Genomic DNA, 17,216 nt, shown 5'->3' with positions numbered 1-17,216 from the left:
ATGATAGGTAACAATATACCGGCATTAAAAGAGTGGGCTTCCACGATTAAAGCCTTAGAACAGGGTCGCCAAATTATGGTGATGCGTAAAGGTGGGATCGTGGAGGAAACTCGACATTTTGAGCTGAAAAGTCCAGCATTTGTCCTGTATCCGACTTATGAGCATCAGCGTAAAGAACTGATCAAGTCCTCTGATCACCCCTATGTTGAGGAATCATTGGCCGAATGGGTGCCCGAAGCTTCGACAATCCGTATCACTTCTTATGCCGAAGTGGTGCAAGATGTGGAGATTAGAGATCAGGAGATGCTGGATAAACTTCTAGATTTACATATGTGGACTGCGGATTTTGCCGAAGACCGCTTGAAGTGGAAAAGAAAAGATCCGCTCCATGTATTATTGCTACGCGTGTACCGTTTGAATGAACCGATGGAGATTCCGATTTTGTCAGAATACAACGGTTGTCGTTCTTGGATTTCCATTCCGAATGGTTCTTTGCCGAGCGAAATGACGCCGGTGATGAACGTTGCGGATTTTGACGAACAGGTACAGAAGGTTAACGAATTGCTCAAAAATGAAGAGTAAAGACAAGAAGGGCTTGTCCATCATATGGATAAGTCCTTTTTTTTGCAGAAGGTCATGCTATGATAAAAGTTGCATTACAGTGATTTTTGTCACTGTTTATACAATGCCAAGATGTAATCTCATTTGATTCAAACCTACTTTTATTATAGAATCAGGTAGAATAATGTTTCTCCAGAGGACAAGAGTTCTCGGAAATGACTTGATAATCAATGAGAATCAGTTTAGAATTATTCTAAAGTGTTCTTGGCTTTACAGATTACAGCACCATAAGAAATTCAGAGGAAGCTCTGTTCAGATATTAATAGGCGCTTTTTCGTTTTCGACAGCAAACATCAATTTAATCAATGGAGGGAAACAATACACATGGCTACGAATTTCGTCATTGAAGGTCTGAAAGCGACGATCGAAGGTAAGGAAATCCTGAAAGGAATCAATTTGGAAATGAAAGGTGGAGAAATCCACGCAATCATGGGTCCAAACGGAACTGGTAAATCTACACTCGCTTCCGCGTTGATGGGACATCCTAAATATGAAGTAACTGACGGTGCAGTAACACTTGACGGTGAGGACGTATTGGATATGGCTGTAGATGAGCGCGCACGTGCTGGCTTGTTCTTGGCAATGCAATATCCGAGCGAAATCGCTGGGGTTACTAATTCCGACTTCTTGCGTAGTGCAATTAACGCACGTCGCGGCGAAGGAAACGAAATTTCCTTGATTAAGTTCATTCGTCAAATGGAAGGTAAAATGAAAGAACTCGATATGAATCCAGAGTTCGCTCATCGTTATCTGAATGAAGGCTTCTCCGGTGGTGAGAAGAAACGTAACGAAATTCTGCAAATGATGCTGCTTGATCCAAAAATTGTAGTACTCGATGAAATCGACTCTGGTCTGGACATCGATGCATTGAAAATCGTCGCAGACGGCGTAAATGCAATGAAGAGCGAAGATCGTGGCTTCTTGATCATTACCCACTACCAACGTTTGCTCAACTACATTACACCTGACTATGTTCACGTTATGATGCAAGGTCGCATTGTAAAATCCGGCGGACCTGAACTGGCTCAACGTCTGGAAGCGGAAGGTTATGATTGGGTAAAAGCAGAACTGGGAATCACAGATGAAACTGTAGGTCAAGAAGCGTAAAGACAAAACGGAGGAGGATCATTTCATGACAACACAAACAATTCTTCCGGTTGAGTCTGAAGCGCTTCGTACCTTGTCGGAGAGCAACAATGAACCCGGCTGGTTGACTGAGCAACGACTTGAGGCTTTGAAGCTTGCAAGTGAGCTTGCGCTTCCTAAACTGGAAAAGCAAAAAATTGAACGCTGGAATATCAGCGATTATGGAACATATAAAACGAACGGAGCCATTGCTTCTTTGGAAGAAGTGCCTGCTTCGATTAAGGAATTGGTTCAAGACCAAGCTGAAGGTAGTCTGGTTATCCAACGCAACTCTGCTACAATTTACTCCAACTTGTCTGCTGATTTGGCAGCAAAAGGTGTAATTTTCACAGATCTAGCTTCAGCTGTTCGTGAACATGGTGATCTAGTAAAACAATATCTGGGCACAGCAGTAAAAGCGGATGAGCATTCTATTGCGGCTTTGCATGCAGCTCTTTGGAATGGTGGAGTTTTCCTCTATGTTCCGAAAAATGTTGAGATTGAAATACCATTGCAAGCGGTCTTGCTTACAGATGATGCATCTGCAACATTTGCACCTCACGTGCTCGTTGTTGCCGAAGCAAACAGCTCTGTTACTTATGTAGACAACTATGTATCCGGTGAATTGTCCGCTCCTGTTTTCCATAACGGGGTTGTGGAAGTTTTCGCAAAATCCGGTGCTAAAGTGCGCTTCGCAACAGTGCATCAGTTGAATGTGAACGTAACCGATGTTTCCTTCCGTCGTGCAGTTCTAGAGAACGATGCATCGATTGAATGGATCGTTGGAGAAATGAACAACGGTGATACAGCGAGCAACACAATGACTGTGCTGAAAGGTAATGGATCAAGCTCCGATTCCAAAGTGATTGCTGTTGGTTCCGGTTCACAGAAGATCAACTACACGACAGAAGCTCGCCACTTTGGTAAAGACACGCCGAGCCAGATGATTACACGTGCGGTTATGCGTGAGGAAGCTTCTGCGATTATCAACGGCATTACGAAGATCGAGAAAGGTGCCACAAGAGCGGATGGACAGCAAACGGAGAAAGTATTGATGCTGAGTCCTAAAGCGCGTGGAGATGCCAACCCGATCCTTCTCATTGATGAAGATGATGTAACAGCAGGTCACGCAGCTTCCGTAGGTCAAGTAAATGCGGAGCAGATCCATTACTTGATGTCGCGCGGGATTAACCGTACGGATGCGGAACGCTTGATCATTTATGGCTTCCTCGCACCGGTGGTGGCGGATATTCCTTTGGAAGCACTGCGTACCCAATTGCAGTCCCTGATTGAGAAGAAGTTGGGACAATGAATCCATCCATTCGCGAGCAGTTCCCGATCCTCCACCAGGAAATTAACGGACATCCGCTCGTTTATCTAGATAGTGCTGCAACTTCACAGAAGCCTCGTGCTGTGATTGAAGCAGTTAAACATTATTATGAATATGAAAACTCCAATGTGCATCGCGGCGTTCATACGCTTGGTAGCCGTGCGACAGACGCTTATGAAGGCGCTCGTGAGAAGGTTGCTAAGTTTATCAATGCTCGTCGTACTCAGGAGATCATCTTCACACGCGGGACAACGACAGCTCTGAATCTTGTAGCTTCATCGTATGCCCGTGCGAATTGCAAAGAAGGCGACGAAATTGTTATTACACAAATGGAGCACCATAGTAACCTGATTCCTTGGCAGCAAGTCGCTAAGGAGACAGGTGCAACATTGAAATACATCCCGCTTCAGCCTGATGGGCACATTGAGTTAGCTGATGTGGAGAAGACGATTACGAACAATACTAAAATTGTAGCAATCGCCTATGTATCCAATGTGATGGGTTTAGTCCATCCTGTGAAACAAATTGCTGAAATTGCACACCGCAATGGTGCGGTCATCGTGGTTGATGGCGCACAGAGCACACCGCACATGAAGGTGGACGTGCAGGATCTAGATTGTGATTTCTATGCGTTATCCGGCCATAAAATGTGCGGACCAACCGGAATCGGTGCACTTTACGGCAAAAAGGCGCTGCTGGAGTCCATGGAACCGATTGAGTTCGGCGGTGAAATGATCGATGATGTAGGTTTGTACGAATCAAACTGGAAAGAGCTACCTTGGAAATTTGAAGGTGGAACGCCAATTATCGCTGGTGCGGTAGGCTTGGGCGCTGCTATCGATTTCCTCGAGGAGATTGGCATGGATGAGATTGCCCATCATGAAGGCGTGCTGGCAGCTTATGCTACGGAACGTTTGTCCGAGATTGATGGACTTACGATCTATGGACCAGCTAAACGGCATGTCGGTGTCGTCACCTTTAACTTGGGAGATGTTCACCCCCATGATGTGGCAACGGTACTGGACGCGAGTGGCGTAGCTATTCGTGCCGGACACCATTGCTGTCAACCGCTAATGCGCTGGCTTGAAGTGAGCTCAACAGCTCGTGCCAGTTTTTATCTATACAATAATGAACAAGATGTGGATCGACTTGTCAGCGCCCTAATTCAGACAAAGGAGTATTTTGGCGATGCAACTTGATGATCTGTACCGGCGTGTTATAATGGATCACTACAAAAATCCGCGTAACCGCGGAACATTTGATAATGACGCTGTCACGGTGAATTTGAATAATCCAACGTGCGGCGACCGGATTTCACTGCAACTCATGCTGAAAGACGGAATCGTTCAGGAAGCCAAGTATACGGGCGAAGGCTGTTCCATCAGTATGTCTTCGGCATCCATGATGTCTGAGGCTGTCAAAGGTAAAACAATGGAGCAGGCACTCGATATGGCTAACCGTTTTTCCTCACTGATGAAGGGGGAAGAAGTCGATTTCGACGATTATGAAGATCTCGAAGCCCTATCCGGTGTGAACAAGTTCCCTGCACGCATCAAATGTGCCACTCTGGCCTGGAATGCATTACGCAAAGGAATAGACGAAGAGGACAATGTATAATAACGATAGGGAGGTAGAGTAAGATGGCTAAAAAAGCACCAGAAATGGAAGAGTATAAATATGGTTTTCGCGATGAGCACGAATCCATCTTCAAAACCGGTAAAGGTTTGACTGCGGAGATCGTTACCGAAATTTCCCGGATTAAGAATGAACCGGAATGGATGTTGGAGTTCCGTTTGAAATCTTTGAAACAGTTCGAAAAGATGCCAATGCCGAAATGGGGCGGAGATCTCGACGGATTAGATTTCAACGATATTCAATATTATGTTCGTGCTTCTGATAAGCAAGGGAAAACATGGGAAGAGGTTCCTTCTGAGATCAAAGAAACCTTTGATAAATTGGGAATTCCTGAAGCGGAGCAAAAATTCCTTGCAGGTGTATCGGCTCAGTATGAATCTGAGGTAGTATACCATAACATGCAAAAGGAATTGGAAGATCAAGGTGTTATCTTCATGGATACCGATACAGCTCTGAGAGAGCACCCGGAAATCCTGCGCGAATATTTCGCTACCGTGATTCCACCAGCAGACAATAAGTTTGCTGCATTGAACAGTGCCGTATGGTCCGGAGGAAGCTTCATCTACGTGCCAAAAGGCGTGAAATGTGAAGTGCCTCTGCAAGCATATTTCCGGATTAACTCCGAAAATATGGGACAATTCGAGCGTACACTGATCATTGCGGACGAAGACAGTTTCGTTCACTATGTTGAAGGCTGTACAGCTCCGATCTACAGCACGAACTCACTTCATAGTGCGGTTGTTGAGATCATCTGTAAGAAAAATGCCCGTGTTCGTTACACAACGATTCAAAACTGGGCACCAAACATCTACAACCTCGTTACTAAACGTGCGGTTGCAGAAGAGAATGCAACGATGGAATGGGTCGATGGTAACATCGGTTCCAAACTGACGATGAAATATCCTGCTGTTGTTCTGAAAGGCCGTGGAGCGAAAGGTTCCGTTCTGTCCATCGCTGTAGCTGGTAAAAATCAGCATCAGGATGCAGGTGCGAAAATGATCCACTTGGCCCCAGATACAACATCAACGATCGTTTCCAAGTCCATCAGTAAACATGGTGGTAAAGTAACGTATCGTGGTCTGGCTTCCTTTGGTCGCCAAGCTGAAGGCGCGAAATCCAATATCAAGTGTGATACGCTCATTCTCGATAATGAGTCCACATCCGATACAATTCCTTACAATGAAATCATGAATGACAACATCATGCTGGAGCATGAAGCGACGGTATCCAAAGTATCTGAGGATCAACTCTTCTATCTGATGAGTCGTGGTCTGACCGAAGCAGAAGCAACACAGATGATCATCATGGGCTTCATCGAGCCGTTCACGAAGGAATTGCCAATGGAATATGCGGTAGAAATGAACAGATTGATCAAATTCGAAATGGAAGGATCTATCGGTTAACCCTTGTCTGACAATGGTTAACGGGTAAGATGGGACGCTCGCGTCCTAATTCCTTTCCTGAATATTTCATGTAATACAGATTAAGATCGAGGATTCTCCTCGGTCTTTTTTGTTGTCTAAAAGTAAGTTATATTTTGTGAAAACGGATCTTAGAGTGCATGCTAAATGTTGTTTTTCTGGTATAAAATAGGATCATTCGCACAAGCCATCTCATAGATTCAAGCATCTATTGATAGAAAAGGATGTGACATGATGAGCTTAAATCCGTTTGAGGGATATCGTATTACCAGCTCATTTGGTTATCGTATTCATCCCATCCATGGCGGGCAGACATTTCATCGAGGTATTGATCTAGTCACAGAGCCATGGAATGGCCCTGTCTATGCTTTTTTGGAGGGAGTGGTACGATTTGCTGGTGAAGGGGTTACTGGCTCAGGATTCGGAGGTTACGGGCTTACAGTAGCGGTAGAGGATCATCGAGGTTACTTGCATTGTTACGCTCATCTGTCGCGGATTGCGGTGAAGGTGGGACAACATGTTCAGCAAAAGCAACTCATTGGTAATCAGGGCAGTACTGGCCAGAGCACAGGGCCGCATGTGCATTATGAAATACGTAAAGCAAGCAGACCCTCTTATGGTTTCACAGCAAGTGAGAACGGCGTTGTCGAACCGGAAACATACCTGAAGTCCGAATATCGCTCTATGGTGGAGGAAGAGGAGGCACAGCCCATGACAAGTGAGGAGAAGCAAAGGTTCGAGACCATGCAGAGAACATTGGAAGCACAAGCGTCCTGGATCAAGCAGCAGCAAAATCGTGCCAATATGCCTTGTCCCCCCTGGGCACAAGATGCATTCAATTATTATCGTTCATTCATCATGACGGATACAGGGAGCTATGATTTTTGGAGGCTGCTTGTCATTATGTATCGCAAGGAGAAGAATATTAACGTAAACCCCGATGCGACAAATTAACAACTAGGTATTGACCATGCTAATGATTATTCCAACCATGCGATAAGCTTCAACAAAGTCCTAATGCTCTTCATCAGGTAACTGAACTTAGGCGGATAACCATTTATGGAATATTGCCAATTCGCCCGGTTCAAAAAAATGCTGTTGTCATATGTTAGGGTATACCTGATGAAGAGGAGGCAATCATATGAGCGAAGTAGGATATGGCTGTGGTGGCAACAACGTAGGTGGCGTGGGTGGTTACAACCCATTCACATCGACAGGCGCAATCTTGGTGTTGTTCATTCTGTTGGTTATCATCACCAAAGCGTTCTGTGTATAATTCGTAAACAATCCTCTAAATAGAAAAGGGAAGCCGTTCACACGGCTTCCCTTTCAAACGTTATAATGGCGAATGTTGAGTGACAATTATAGCTTGATATGTTTTTATCCAATCTCAATATGTCTGTTTTGATCCCTAATCAATACTACTGGACATAAATCTCAACAATCGCAACATCTCTTTCCTTCGCTAAATCGATAAAGGCAGAGGATGTCTGTACGAGTGGACGGAAGTAATCCGCAGGATTATTCATGACGATGAGACCGGTCTGACCTGTGGTGAGAAGAACTCGTTTACCAATAAAATTGGGAAGCATATGTTTAATAAGTTCCTGAGTGACTTCTCCATTTAATTGACCAAAGCTAAGGCTGTACAGCTCGCATAAGACAGAGATTAGCTCTTGTTTGGTCTGATATACCCGATTGGTTGTCATGGCGCTGTACACGTCAGCTACAGCTGTAATACGGGAGTATGGATGAATCTCATCTCTTTTTAGTCCGTAAGGATAACCACTACCATCCTCACGCTCATGGTGCTGTAATGCTACGGTTGCAAGAAGTTCATCTTGAGTCGATTCCATAATAATCTCATACCCATATAGGGTGTGCTTTTTCATTTCTTCGAATTCTTCCGGAGTTAATTTACCCGGCTTATGTAACATTTCAGGTGGAATCTTCGATTTGCCAATGTCGTGCAAATAACCAGCTTTGGCCACGGTCAAACACTCTTCTGGATTATACCCCATCCACCCCGCGATATAGAAGGCAAGCATGCCAACTTGTAACGAATGAGTGTACGTGTATTCGTTATCTCCGTCCATCATGAGTAGAAGGGAAACGACATCTTTTTGTTTTTCAAGCTGAGATGTTAAGTTAATTAAGATATGATCGACCTGAGACTCATCAATAAATCCCTTTTCCATGGCTTGCTCGAACAACGTTTCAGTACCTTTTATCGTATCTTCAAACAAATTAGTTAAAAGACGGGTTTGATCGGAACGTAAGGTTTGTTCATCAGAGTGTAAATCGGATGGTGTATGCTCTACATCTGCGTAATCGATTCCGTGTTGCAGCAATTTGGCAATATCATCTTCGCTAAGCGTGGAACCTTTCACCAGCATGTGGAGACCTGCATTGTTATATACGTCATTTATTAACAGGTCGCCAGGTTTAAGATCAGTAACATGCACTCTCACGTATAAACCACCTTTTCCTCGACTAATATCGACACATATCATTATAATAACAAGAAAAAAATGGGTTGACAACGACTTATTTACTAATTTAATTAGTAATTCAAGAGTTAGAATAACTAATTATTGTTGCTGCATAGGGTTCCAAGGACCCAATTGATGACCCTTCCACTCGGAACCATCTTCCCATATTTCTTTTTTCCAGATCGGCACAGTTTGCTTCAATCTCTCGATGGCATAACGGCTAGCATCGTAACAATCACTGCGATGAGGAGAAGAGACGGCAATGACCACACTAATCTCAGCAACGTCCACTTGTCCAATTCGATGGCTTATTGCGCATAACACGCCAGGCCAGCGCTCAGAGATTTCATCGCCGATGGCTGCCATCTGTGCGAGAGCCATGGGAACATAAGCTTCATATTCCAAGTGCACTGTTCGTTGTTCACCCGTCATCTCGCGCGTAGTTCCGACAAACGTAAGAGCAGCACCGTGGTTAGCGGTGATGACAAGATTAGTCGTTGTTTCCACAGACAAGGGGGATGTAGTGATCTGATATCGCCCATCTGGAGTAGTTTGTTTGGTAGAGGAAGCCCCTTGCTCGGACTTCCGATCCTCAGTACCATCGCCTCCGGATACAGGAGGTATCAAAGCAATCTCATCTTGAGCCGATATTATAGTATCGGCAGGAGCGTACTGTTGGTTTACAGCAAGAAAGGCAGTGCGGATCTGAGAGGCTAATTCAGGGTATGATTCGGCTAACTTTTCTTTCAAAAGAGCAGCTGTTGGCTCAGCTCCGTCGTATTCATATTCAATCAGAGAAGTGCCGAGACGTTCAGCAATACCTGCAAATAGTTGAATGTTCAATTTCATGAGAATTTTCCACCTTTTTTTCAAAATCTAAACCCTTTCAATATATCATAACGAGACGGAAAATGTTATGCTTATCTATTAGAGGAATGAACGTTTTAAACGGAATCAGAAGGAGGCGGTGTGATGAGCACCACGAATACACAAGTGTTAACAATACTGCATACGAATGACATTCACAGTCATTTTGGTGCCATGAGTCCGATCGCCGCCATGATTGAAAAAGAAAGAGAACAAGCTGAGAATGTAATGGTTCTTGATATAGGAGATCATATGGATCGTAAGGCTGTGGAAACGGAAGGCACACTTGGAGCAGCCAACGTCGATGTGATCAATCTTACTGGGTATGATGCCATTACGATCGGGAATAACGAAGGACTTACGATAACACCTGAACAGCTGGCAAGAACGTATTCCGGGCTTCAATGTCCTGTTGTTTGCGGGAATGTTGTTGAATATGAGACTGGCCTTGTCCCATCCTGGATGCACACGTCGCTCGTCGTGACCAAGGGTGAATTTCGCATTGGTTTGTTAGGGGCAACAGCACCATTCACTACGTTTTATGATTTGTTAGGGTGGAGTCTTCTTGACCCTATCGAGACGCTGAGTAAACAAGTTGCTGAATTGTCTCCTAAGGTGGATGTCATCATTGTTTTATCGCATTTGGGACTTTCCAACGATCGCAGATTGGCAGAGCAGGTTGAAGGCATTGACGTGATTTTGGGCGGACATACGCATCATGTGCTTGAGGAGCCTTTGATAATTGGCAATACCACCATTGCAGCAAGCGGTAAGTTTGGGGAATGGCTCGGTAAAGTGGTCTTAGAGCGTCAGAACTCTGCGAGCAAGCCTGTCCTTGTAAGCAGTGGATGTGTTCCGGTGACAACCACTCTTCTGGAAGAGCAGGTTACTCTCGCAATCGCTACGAATCGTGCTGAAGCAGAGAAATCACTAGAGCAGACAGCCGTAATGGTGGACAAGCCACTTTCCGTTCATTATGAGCGCGAATCCCCTTTTGCCACCTTGCTTGCACAAGCGGTCAGACAGGCTACAGGTACCCAAGTGTCACTGGTGAATGCAGGGCAGTTACTTGGAGATCTCCCACAGGGAGTCATTACCAAAGGAATGTTACATTCCCTATGTCCTTCTCCGATCAATGCTTGTACAATATGCTTAAAAGGCAGCCACATCCGTGAAGCACTTGAGCAATCATTGCTGCCAGAGTTTACGGATAAGCCGATCATTGGATTTGGGTTTCGCGGGAAGGTTCTAGGAACATTATGCGTGGATGGGATGGACATTGAATATGATCCTGGGCGACCAGCATATGAGAAAATTCGTTCTATACGTATTGCGGGCAGTCCTATTCAGGAGGAACAACAATATGTGGTCGGTACACTCGGAATGTTTACGTTTAATGTGGGATATCCTCCACTCGCCCTGGGTACAGAGACGAATTATTATCTTCCAGAATTCTTACGGGATCTAGTGGAAATAGAACTAAAACGACCAGGAGCGCTGGACGATTGCCTGCGACCTCGCTGGCGAGAAATATAACAAGTACTTGCCTTCTGCTGAAGCGGCGGCTAGTTGCAATTACATCTACGGAGCGGGAGAGGATAGGCTGTGCGTTTAGTACATATAAACTTATTGCAGCCTGGCATGAAGCTGGGGAAACGGATATATAGTGAAGAGGGTTTGGTACTGCTCAGTGAAGATGTGGAATTAACTCAGCGCTTAATCTCTCGAATGAAAGATCTAGGCATTGGATATGTCTATATAAAAGATGCGGCAACAGAGGATATTATTGTACCGGAGATGTTGCAGGAGGAGACCAAACGTAGGGCGCTGGTTGAGATTAAGCAACAGTTTCAGAACATGTCAGGCTTTCGAACAAAAAGCCGGATTTCGCACTTTGGCAAAACGTTGACCGGTTTGATGAATACAATTCTGGAGGACATCGGCAGTCAGAAGGAAGCCATGATTATGCTCATGGACATGAGTTCTACTGATTTTGACTTATATAATCATTCATTGAATGTTTGTGTGTATACATTGGTTCTCGGGGTAGCATCAGGGTACAATAGACAGCAATTAATGGAGATTGGCCTGGGTGCATTGTTGCATGATATCGGTAAAACACAGATAGCTTCAGAAGTATTGTATAAGCCTTCTAAATTAACAGACGAGGAATTCAAACTGATTCAACAGCATACTACATATGGACATCGTATCCTCAAAGACGAACCGGGCATACCGCTTCTAGCTGCACATTGCGCCCTCCAGCATCATGAACGAATTGACGGTAGCGGTTATCCCTTCGGCCTAAAAGGGAATGAGATTCATGACTATGCCAAATGGATTGCACTTGCGGATTCATATGATGCGATGACAACCAATCGAGTGTATCAAAAAGCCCTATTGCCACATCAAGCGGTGGAAGTGCTCTATACGGGTTCTTGTACGCTTTACGAACAACGTATGCTTGAGAAATTTCGAGATTGTGTTGCGATCTATCCTATTGGCATGTCGGTCACAATAAGTACAGGTGAGGTTGGTGTCGTGGCCTCGATCCATCCACGTATCCCGCAACGCCCAATCATTCGAGTGCTGAAGGATGCAGAGGGTCAGGTTTTGCATGCACCCTATGAAATTGATCTATCGACTGCATTGTCAGTCATGATTACAGGTGTGGAGGGCGCGGATGAAGTGCCTTCGATGCCAGTTAGTGGACAGTATTTGGAAAGCTGATAATTAACTTAATCATTACTAGACGCTTCTATCGTGATATTTGGGTTGAATAGACTCAATATACAGGAGCGTTTTTTGCCTTATAATTGTACCCATTAGTTATAAGATTGTTCAAAGTTACGCTTTATGATAATGAAACAAATCTGGTCTGATTATCTACAATTTAAGTAGGATTTATAGATACAAATGTAAGCCTACGTAGGGCAGTTTTCCTACACGAAATAGACAGACCCTTTCCTCCGAGGCATTCAAAATTGTGCTATGATAAAAGATAGCTCCAAAAAGATTGCGTCGGAGTATGATGTAAATAAAAATTTTTAGGTTAATAAAAGGAATAAGGTGAAAAACAATGACCATGCTAAATTCAGGATCGGTTCAACCGATGCCTTTATCGCCGACAAACGATCCATGGGATCCAATCGGTTCTTTGCGTACATATGGACGCCATGTACTGACCAGTGTAGAAATGACCGTGACTCACTTGTGCAATATGCGCTGCGAGCATTGTGCGGTGGGTGATATGCTTACGATGCGTGAGGCTCCAGCTCTTCCGTTGCCATTGATGTTGAAACGATTAGATGAGGTAGAACACCTGCAAACGATTAGTTTGACAGGTGGGGAACCAAGCTTCAGTCAGAAAACGGTGGATGAGATGATTATTCCGCTGCTCAAATATGCGAAGGAGCGTGGCATAAAGTCCCAGATCAATTCCAATCTTACACTAGATTTGAATCGATATGAGAAGTTGCTTCCTTATTTGGATGTCATGCATATCTCCTTTAATTATTTGAATGCGGATGATTTCCATCAAGTTGGGTTTGCGAATAGTGGCAGACCGGTTAAACGTGAAGTTGCGGTGAAGATGTACGAGAAAATGATCGAAAACTCACGTAAGTTAAGTGAAGCTGGCATGTTTATCTCTGCCGAGTCCATGATTAATTATCGTACTCATGACAAACTCGAGGGTATCCACCAGTTAATTCGTGAGATGGGCTGTGTACGTCATGAAGTGCATCCGATGTATAATTCGAACTTTGCATCCAACCTGCCTGTTCTGTCGCTGGATCATATGCGTACGGCCATTCATCGATTGCTGGACGTACGTGATAAGGAGATGTGGATGTTGTTCGGTACACTTCCATTCTTCGCATGTAGCGCTGCAGAACAGGATCGTGAGCTAATTAATCGTCTGCACTGTGAACCTAACGTAACAGTTCGTAACGATCCAGATGGGCGTAACCGAGTTAACGTAAATATGTTTACAGGTAATGTGTATGTGACTGACTTTGCAGACATCCCAGCCTTTGGAAACATTCGAGATCGTAAGCTGGATGATGTCTTCCATGAGTGGTCAGCAGAGCATCCGCTGAATCAGACAGTGAATTGTCACTGTGATATCGCATCCTGCTGCGGCCCTAATCTGTTGGTGGCAGATATGTATTATAAGGGTGTTGATTTCAAATCAAGAAAGGCAATTACACGCTGACCTTCCAGGTGCATTCCTGAATAGATAGAAAAGGGGAGTTTCGACTTGGATATTCATACCGAATTTCATCTTGGGCAATTACTGTTTAATCTGGTGTGTGTGTTTCTGCTCGTCTTCTTGAATGGTGTATTTGTTGCAGCGGAATTTTCCCTCGTGAAAGTGAGGCAGACTCGTCTGACGCAATTACAGAGTGAGGGCAATCGTCTGGCTGGCTATGCGCTAAAAGTGAACGGAAAACTGGATGCGTATCTATCTGCAACCCAGTTTGGAATCACGTTGACTTCCCTTGGACTTGGATGGCTCGGTGAACCAGCGATATCCGAATTACTAGTTCAACCCCTCATGACCAAGCTTGGTGTGGTGGATACAGCGCTCATATCGACAGTTTCCGTTATCGTAGGTTTCAGTATTATTACGTTCCTACATATCGTACTTGGTGAGCTTGCTCCCAAATCACTGGCGATTCAAAAGACAGACGGAGTTGCGCTGTTCTTGTCTGCACCGCTGCTGCTTTTCTATAAAATCTTCTTCCCATTCATCTGGGTGTTGAATGCATCGGCGAATGCGTTACTCCGTCTTGCTGGAATTGAACCTGCAAGTGAAGGAGAAGCACATTCAGAGGATGAGCTGCGCATTCTCATGAAACAAAGTGCCAAGAGTGGAGTTATTGATAAGGATGAGATCAAATTGATGGATAACATCTTTGATTTCTCTGATATGCTCGCTCGTGAGGTCATGTTGCCACGTACAGATATGGATTGTCTTTACACCAATCTGTCTTTGGAGGAGAATCTGAAGATCATCAATGCCACGAAGCACTCTCGATATCCGGTAGCGGTGGAGGATAAGGATGAGATTATTGGATTTATCCATATTACGGACTTACTGCTAGCTCAACCAGAACAACAGCATGACCTCGCTTCTCTCGTTCGTCCAATTCTTAACGTTCCGGAATCTATGGAGATTAGCCATGTGTTACGTCTGATGCAGAAGAAACATTCTCAGATGACGTTGGTGGTTGATGAATATGGTGGTACAGCGGGTTTGTTAACAGCCGAAGAGATTCTGGAAGAGATTGTCGGAGATCTGTACGATGAGTTTGAGGACGAGCGTCCACATATGGAGCGCAATGGGGATTCTTTCTCAATCGACGGTCGCTCTCTTATTGAAGAGGTGCATGAATGGACTGGAGCCGTTATTGAGGATGATGAAGTGGATACCATCGGTGGCTGGCTGTTCAAGGAGCTTGAAGGTAGTCCTGCCAAAGGCAAAACACGCGAACGGAACGGGTACGTATTTGAGGTGGAGGAATCCAGTCGATTGCGAATTACGCGGGTGAAGGTGTACAAGCGTACAATAACGCAGGACAATGATAAACCAGACGAACAAGATGAATAATTAAAGTGAACACGTATGATGAATACTCGTGAGTCATGTTGACCTTCGTGAAGCTTCCCTGTGGGGAAGTGGAGCGAAGGTCTTTTTTTAGCTTTTACTGAAAAATACGGATTAACCCATACGCTTGAGACATATGGTTATAGAGACGGGAAGCGTAGGGCGATTATGAAACGTAGGAAGGTTAATTCAAAAAAACTAGAAAGGAGGTTGATGGTATGAAGGATCCGCAGATTCGTGCATACAGGCCATTTATTGGACCATTTGATCCGTGTGAACCGAAGGAGATTCGAACGTATCTGGTTCCTCCGCAGCTGTTTATTCCATTTCAGCCAATGGGATGGCCGCAGTATAGTCCCGCAGAAGCGCTTAGATTAGGAACGTTGTGGCCCGCCTTGTACAGCCCATATACATCGGCAAAAGCGAAGGAAAAGGGGGTGTAATAGATGGAATCTGAAGAGGTAGCTAAAGCTTGTGATGCTAGATATTATGAGTTGCTGGAGGAATTACAGGCCTTAGATTTTGTGTTAGTGGAGCTTAACCTGTATTTGGATACACATCCTGGAGATTATCAGAGTATTGAGCAGTACAATAAGTTCGCTCAAGAACGCATGCGCGTAGCACAGGAATTTCAGCAATTGTACGGTCCGTTAATGAACTTTGGTCATGCCTTTTCCAAATATCCGTGGGAATGGTCACAGACGCCTTGGCCTTGGCAAGTGTAGAAGTAGTGGGCAGAAATTAGAGCATATGCATAAAGAGCAAAGGATTTTTTTGTTTTAATTGATTTTGGGGATCCGAAGATCGAGGCATTTTGGGAGCCTATGAGCTGGAGTGAGAGTTAGATTTGAAGCTGAACCAAATGGATGAATAAAGGGGGAGCCCTGTGTGTGGGTGTATGAGAAAAAATTGCAGTATCCCGTTCGGGTAAGTAAATGTGACCCTCATATGGCTAAACTACTTATGGAGCAGTACGGCGGTGCTGATGGAGAATTGGCTGCTGCTCTGCGATATCTAAACCAACGTTATACAATTCCTGATAAGATCATTGGTCTGCTGAATGACATCGCTACGGAAGAATTTGCTCATCTTGAAATGATTGCTACCATGATCTACAAGCTAACCAAAGATGTAACGGTAGAGCAGTTGGAGCAGGCAGGCTTAGATGCACATTACGTCAATCATGATCGAGCGCTGTTCTACAATAATGCTGCAGGTGTGCCTTTCACAGCGACGTACATCCAAGCTAAAGGTGATCCGATTGCCGATCTCTATGAGGATATTGCAGCCGAGGAGAAGGCGCGAGCTACGTATCAATGGTTAATTGATATGACCGACGATGTCGACCTGCAAGATAGTCTGAAGTTTCTACGTGAACGGGAGATTGTGCATTCTCTGCGATTCCGTGAAGCTGTAGAGATTCTGAAGGATGATCGGGATACGAAGAAGATATTTTAAGTGAGTATTCGATGGCCAAAAGAATTATTAAAGAGCCGCTCCTTTTATATTGAGGAGTGGCTCTAGGTGTATCGTTAATATTTATCCCACTATTTTAATAAAGCTTGTATTAATGAAGAGGTTACTTTTTGTGTTTATGCAACTAAAGAAAGCCACTAGACAAGTATTGAAAGGATTGATCAGAAAAAAGGAAGAAACTTAGCTTGTTTTAAATAGAATGTATTCAATATCTTCTTCTAATTCTATGTATATCTTCTAATGAAAAGCCCTCTGATAAAATCCAGTGAATAGCTAATAATCCTATATACATAAATCCACATCCAAATATAAAGTAAATTATTATTGCAAAGAAAGAATAAGATGGTTTTTCATAATCCTCACCGCAGTGGGGACAAACAATAGCTTCAATAGATATGATACATCTGCAATTCTTACATCGCATTCTAGTTCTCTTACTGATGGGGTTCTTGTTTCTATTTCTGATAAGTTTAATTTTGCCTTTGATATGGACAAACACGATTCCGAAAAACATAAAAGACAATACGAATATGAGTAGAAAAAGTCCCAATATGAATATTGTTCCAAATATGCTGGCTATATCCTTAAACATTTATTCCTCCTACTATGTAAAATACTAAAAAAAGCATATCAAAATA

General features: G+C 44.1%; 18 protein-coding genes. 15 read left to right on the top strand and 3 right to left on the bottom strand.

Features of this window, described 5'->3' with window-relative positions:
- The 8 genes from MH215_RS17855 to MH215_RS17820 all read left to right on the top strand — a co-directional run bounded on the left by MH215_RS17855 (position 1) and on the right by MH215_RS17820 (position 7,408).
- Entirely contained in the window at positions 1-582 is a 582-nt protein-coding gene (locus MH215_RS17855; protein WP_239292156.1) for a DUF1802 family protein, read from the top strand.
- Positions 583-945: 363 nt separating this feature from the next.
- Positions 946-1,728 (top strand): Fe-S cluster assembly ATPase SufC, encoded by a 783-nt coding sequence (sufC, locus tag MH215_RS17850; protein ID WP_239292154.1) that lies wholly within the window; start codon positions 946-948, stop codon positions 1,726-1,728.
- 25 nt (positions 1,729-1,753) lie between these two features.
- Positions 1,754-3,058, top strand: coding sequence for a Fe-S cluster assembly protein SufD (sufD, locus tag MH215_RS17845; protein ID WP_239292144.1), 1,305 nt, complete (start codon positions 1,754-1,756; stop codon positions 3,056-3,058).
- Positions 3,055-4,275: a cysteine desulfurase gene (locus MH215_RS17840; RefSeq protein ID WP_239292132.1), complete on the top strand. Its 1,221-nt coding sequence runs from the start codon at positions 3,055-3,057 to the stop codon at positions 4,273-4,275. Before sufD ends, MH215_RS17840 begins: the two co-directional genes overlap by 4 nt.
- Positions 4,265-4,693 carry a Fe-S cluster assembly sulfur transfer protein SufU gene (gene sufU, locus MH215_RS17835; protein ID WP_239292121.1) on the top strand — a complete coding sequence of 143 codons (429 nt, stop codon included), beginning with the start codon at positions 4,265-4,267 and terminating at the stop codon, positions 4,691-4,693. The genes MH215_RS17840 and sufU overlap by 11 nt, the downstream gene beginning before the upstream one ends.
- 23 nt (positions 4,694-4,716) lie before the next feature.
- A complete protein-coding gene (gene sufB, locus MH215_RS17830) occupies positions 4,717-6,114 on the top strand; it encodes a Fe-S cluster assembly protein SufB (protein WP_239292119.1) in 1,398 nt (465 codons plus the stop codon).
- Positions 6,115-6,363: 249 nt separating this feature from the next.
- Positions 6,364-7,086, top strand: a complete 723-nt coding sequence (locus tag MH215_RS17825) for a M23 family metallopeptidase (protein WP_082560447.1) — start codon at positions 6,364-6,366, stop codon at positions 7,084-7,086.
- A gap of 187 nt (positions 7,087-7,273) precedes the next feature.
- Positions 7,274-7,408: a YjcZ family sporulation protein gene (locus MH215_RS17820; RefSeq protein ID WP_217363773.1), complete on the top strand. Its 135-nt coding sequence runs from the start codon at positions 7,274-7,276 to the stop codon at positions 7,406-7,408.
- Between the two features lie 145 nt (positions 7,409-7,553).
- Here the strand turns inward: MH215_RS17820 and MH215_RS17815 are convergent, their stop codons facing one another.
- Positions 7,554-8,603 (bottom strand): HD-GYP domain-containing protein, encoded by a 1,050-nt coding sequence (locus MH215_RS17815; protein ID WP_239292109.1) that lies wholly within the window; start codon positions 8,601-8,603, stop codon positions 7,554-7,556.
- Positions 8,604-8,723: 120 nt separating this feature from the next.
- Positions 8,724-9,473, bottom strand: a complete 750-nt coding sequence (locus tag MH215_RS17810) for a molybdenum cofactor biosynthesis protein (protein ID WP_239292107.1) — start codon at positions 9,471-9,473, stop codon at positions 8,724-8,726.
- A 123-nt stretch (positions 9,474-9,596) separates the two neighbouring features.
- On the opposite strand from MH215_RS17810, the gene MH215_RS17805 reads away from it, so the two are divergent.
- From MH215_RS17805 to MH215_RS17775, 7 genes are all read left to right on the top strand, one after another.
- The gene (locus MH215_RS17805) at positions 9,597-11,027 is read left to right on the top strand and encodes a bifunctional metallophosphatase/5'-nucleotidase (RefSeq protein ID WP_239292094.1); all 1,431 of its coding nucleotides are present in this window, start codon (positions 9,597-9,599) and stop codon (positions 11,025-11,027) included.
- Positions 11,028-11,096: 69 nt separating this feature from the next.
- Positions 11,097-12,221, top strand: a complete 1,125-nt coding sequence (locus MH215_RS17800; protein ID WP_239292092.1) for an HD-GYP domain-containing protein — start codon at positions 11,097-11,099, stop codon at positions 12,219-12,221.
- Between the two features lie 349 nt (positions 12,222-12,570).
- Complete coding sequence (gene yfkAB, locus MH215_RS17795; RefSeq protein ID WP_239292090.1) at positions 12,571-13,707, top strand: radical SAM/CxCxxxxC motif protein YfkAB; 1,137 nt, start codon at positions 12,571-12,573, stop codon at positions 13,705-13,707.
- 45 nt (positions 13,708-13,752) lie between these two features.
- Complete coding sequence (locus MH215_RS17790) at positions 13,753-15,105, top strand: hemolysin family protein (RefSeq protein ID WP_239292078.1); 1,353 nt, start codon at positions 13,753-13,755, stop codon at positions 15,103-15,105.
- A gap of 215 nt (positions 15,106-15,320) precedes the next feature.
- The gene (locus MH215_RS17785) at positions 15,321-15,545 is read left to right on the top strand and encodes a spore coat associated protein CotJA (protein ID WP_056698319.1); all 225 of its coding nucleotides are present in this window, start codon (positions 15,321-15,323) and stop codon (positions 15,543-15,545) included.
- A 3-nt stretch (positions 15,546-15,548) separates the two neighbouring features.
- Positions 15,549-15,827, top strand: a complete 279-nt coding sequence (locus MH215_RS17780; RefSeq protein WP_239292076.1) for a spore coat protein CotJB — start codon at positions 15,549-15,551, stop codon at positions 15,825-15,827.
- Between the two features lie 163 nt (positions 15,828-15,990).
- Entirely contained in the window at positions 15,991-16,560 is a 570-nt protein-coding gene (locus tag MH215_RS17775; protein WP_056698312.1) for a manganese catalase family protein, read from the top strand.
- Between the two features lie 223 nt (positions 16,561-16,783).
- On the opposite strand, the gene MH215_RS17770 is transcribed toward MH215_RS17775, so the two are convergent.
- The gene (locus MH215_RS17770; RefSeq protein ID WP_239292074.1) at positions 16,784-17,170 is read right to left on the bottom strand and encodes a hypothetical protein; all 387 of its coding nucleotides are present in this window, start codon (positions 17,168-17,170) and stop codon (positions 16,784-16,786) included.
- Positions 17,171-17,216: the final 46 nt, after the last annotated feature.

It is taken from the genome of Paenibacillus sp. ACRSA (assembly GCF_022346845.1).
Taxonomy (GTDB): domain Bacteria; phylum Bacillota; class Bacilli; order Paenibacillales; family Paenibacillaceae; genus Paenibacillus.
The sequence above is the reverse complement of the archived record's forward strand: the minus strand, read 5'-3'. Positions and strand labels throughout refer to the sequence as shown.

Excerpts from the sequence above, each read along its gene's own strand:
- MH215_RS17855 (WP_239292156.1), top strand. The coding sequence starts at position 1 with ATGATAGGTAACAATATACCGGCATTAAAAGAGTGGGCTTCCACGATT.
- sufC (WP_239292154.1), top strand. The coding sequence starts at position 946 with ATGGCTACGAATTTCGTCATTGAAGGTCTGAAAGCGACGATCGAAGGT.
- sufD (WP_239292144.1), top strand. The coding sequence starts at position 1,754 with ATGACAACACAAACAATTCTTCCGGTTGAGTCTGAAGCGCTTCGTACC.
- MH215_RS17840 (WP_239292132.1), top strand. The coding sequence starts at position 3,055 with ATGAATCCATCCATTCGCGAGCAGTTCCCGATCCTCCACCAGGAAATT.
- sufU (WP_239292121.1), top strand. The coding sequence starts at position 4,265 with ATGCAACTTGATGATCTGTACCGGCGTGTTATAATGGATCACTACAAA.
- sufB (WP_239292119.1), top strand. The coding sequence starts at position 4,717 with ATGGCTAAAAAAGCACCAGAAATGGAAGAGTATAAATATGGTTTTCGC.
- MH215_RS17825 (WP_082560447.1), top strand. The coding sequence starts at position 6,364 with ATGATGAGCTTAAATCCGTTTGAGGGATATCGTATTACCAGCTCATTT.
- MH215_RS17820 (WP_217363773.1), top strand. The coding sequence starts at position 7,274 with ATGAGCGAAGTAGGATATGGCTGTGGTGGCAACAACGTAGGTGGCGTG.
- MH215_RS17810 (WP_239292107.1), bottom strand. The coding sequence starts at position 9,473 with ATGAAATTGAACATTCAACTATTTGCAGGTATTGCTGAACGTCTCGGC.
- MH215_RS17805 (WP_239292094.1), top strand. The coding sequence starts at position 9,597 with ATGAGCACCACGAATACACAAGTGTTAACAATACTGCATACGAATGAC.
- yfkAB (WP_239292090.1), top strand. The coding sequence starts at position 12,571 with ATGACCATGCTAAATTCAGGATCGGTTCAACCGATGCCTTTATCGCCG.
- MH215_RS17785 (WP_056698319.1), top strand. The coding sequence starts at position 15,321 with ATGAAGGATCCGCAGATTCGTGCATACAGGCCATTTATTGGACCATTT.
- MH215_RS17780 (WP_239292076.1), top strand. The coding sequence starts at position 15,549 with ATGGAATCTGAAGAGGTAGCTAAAGCTTGTGATGCTAGATATTATGAG.
- MH215_RS17770 (WP_239292074.1), bottom strand. The coding sequence starts at position 17,170 with ATGTTTAAGGATATAGCCAGCATATTTGGAACAATATTCATATTGGGA.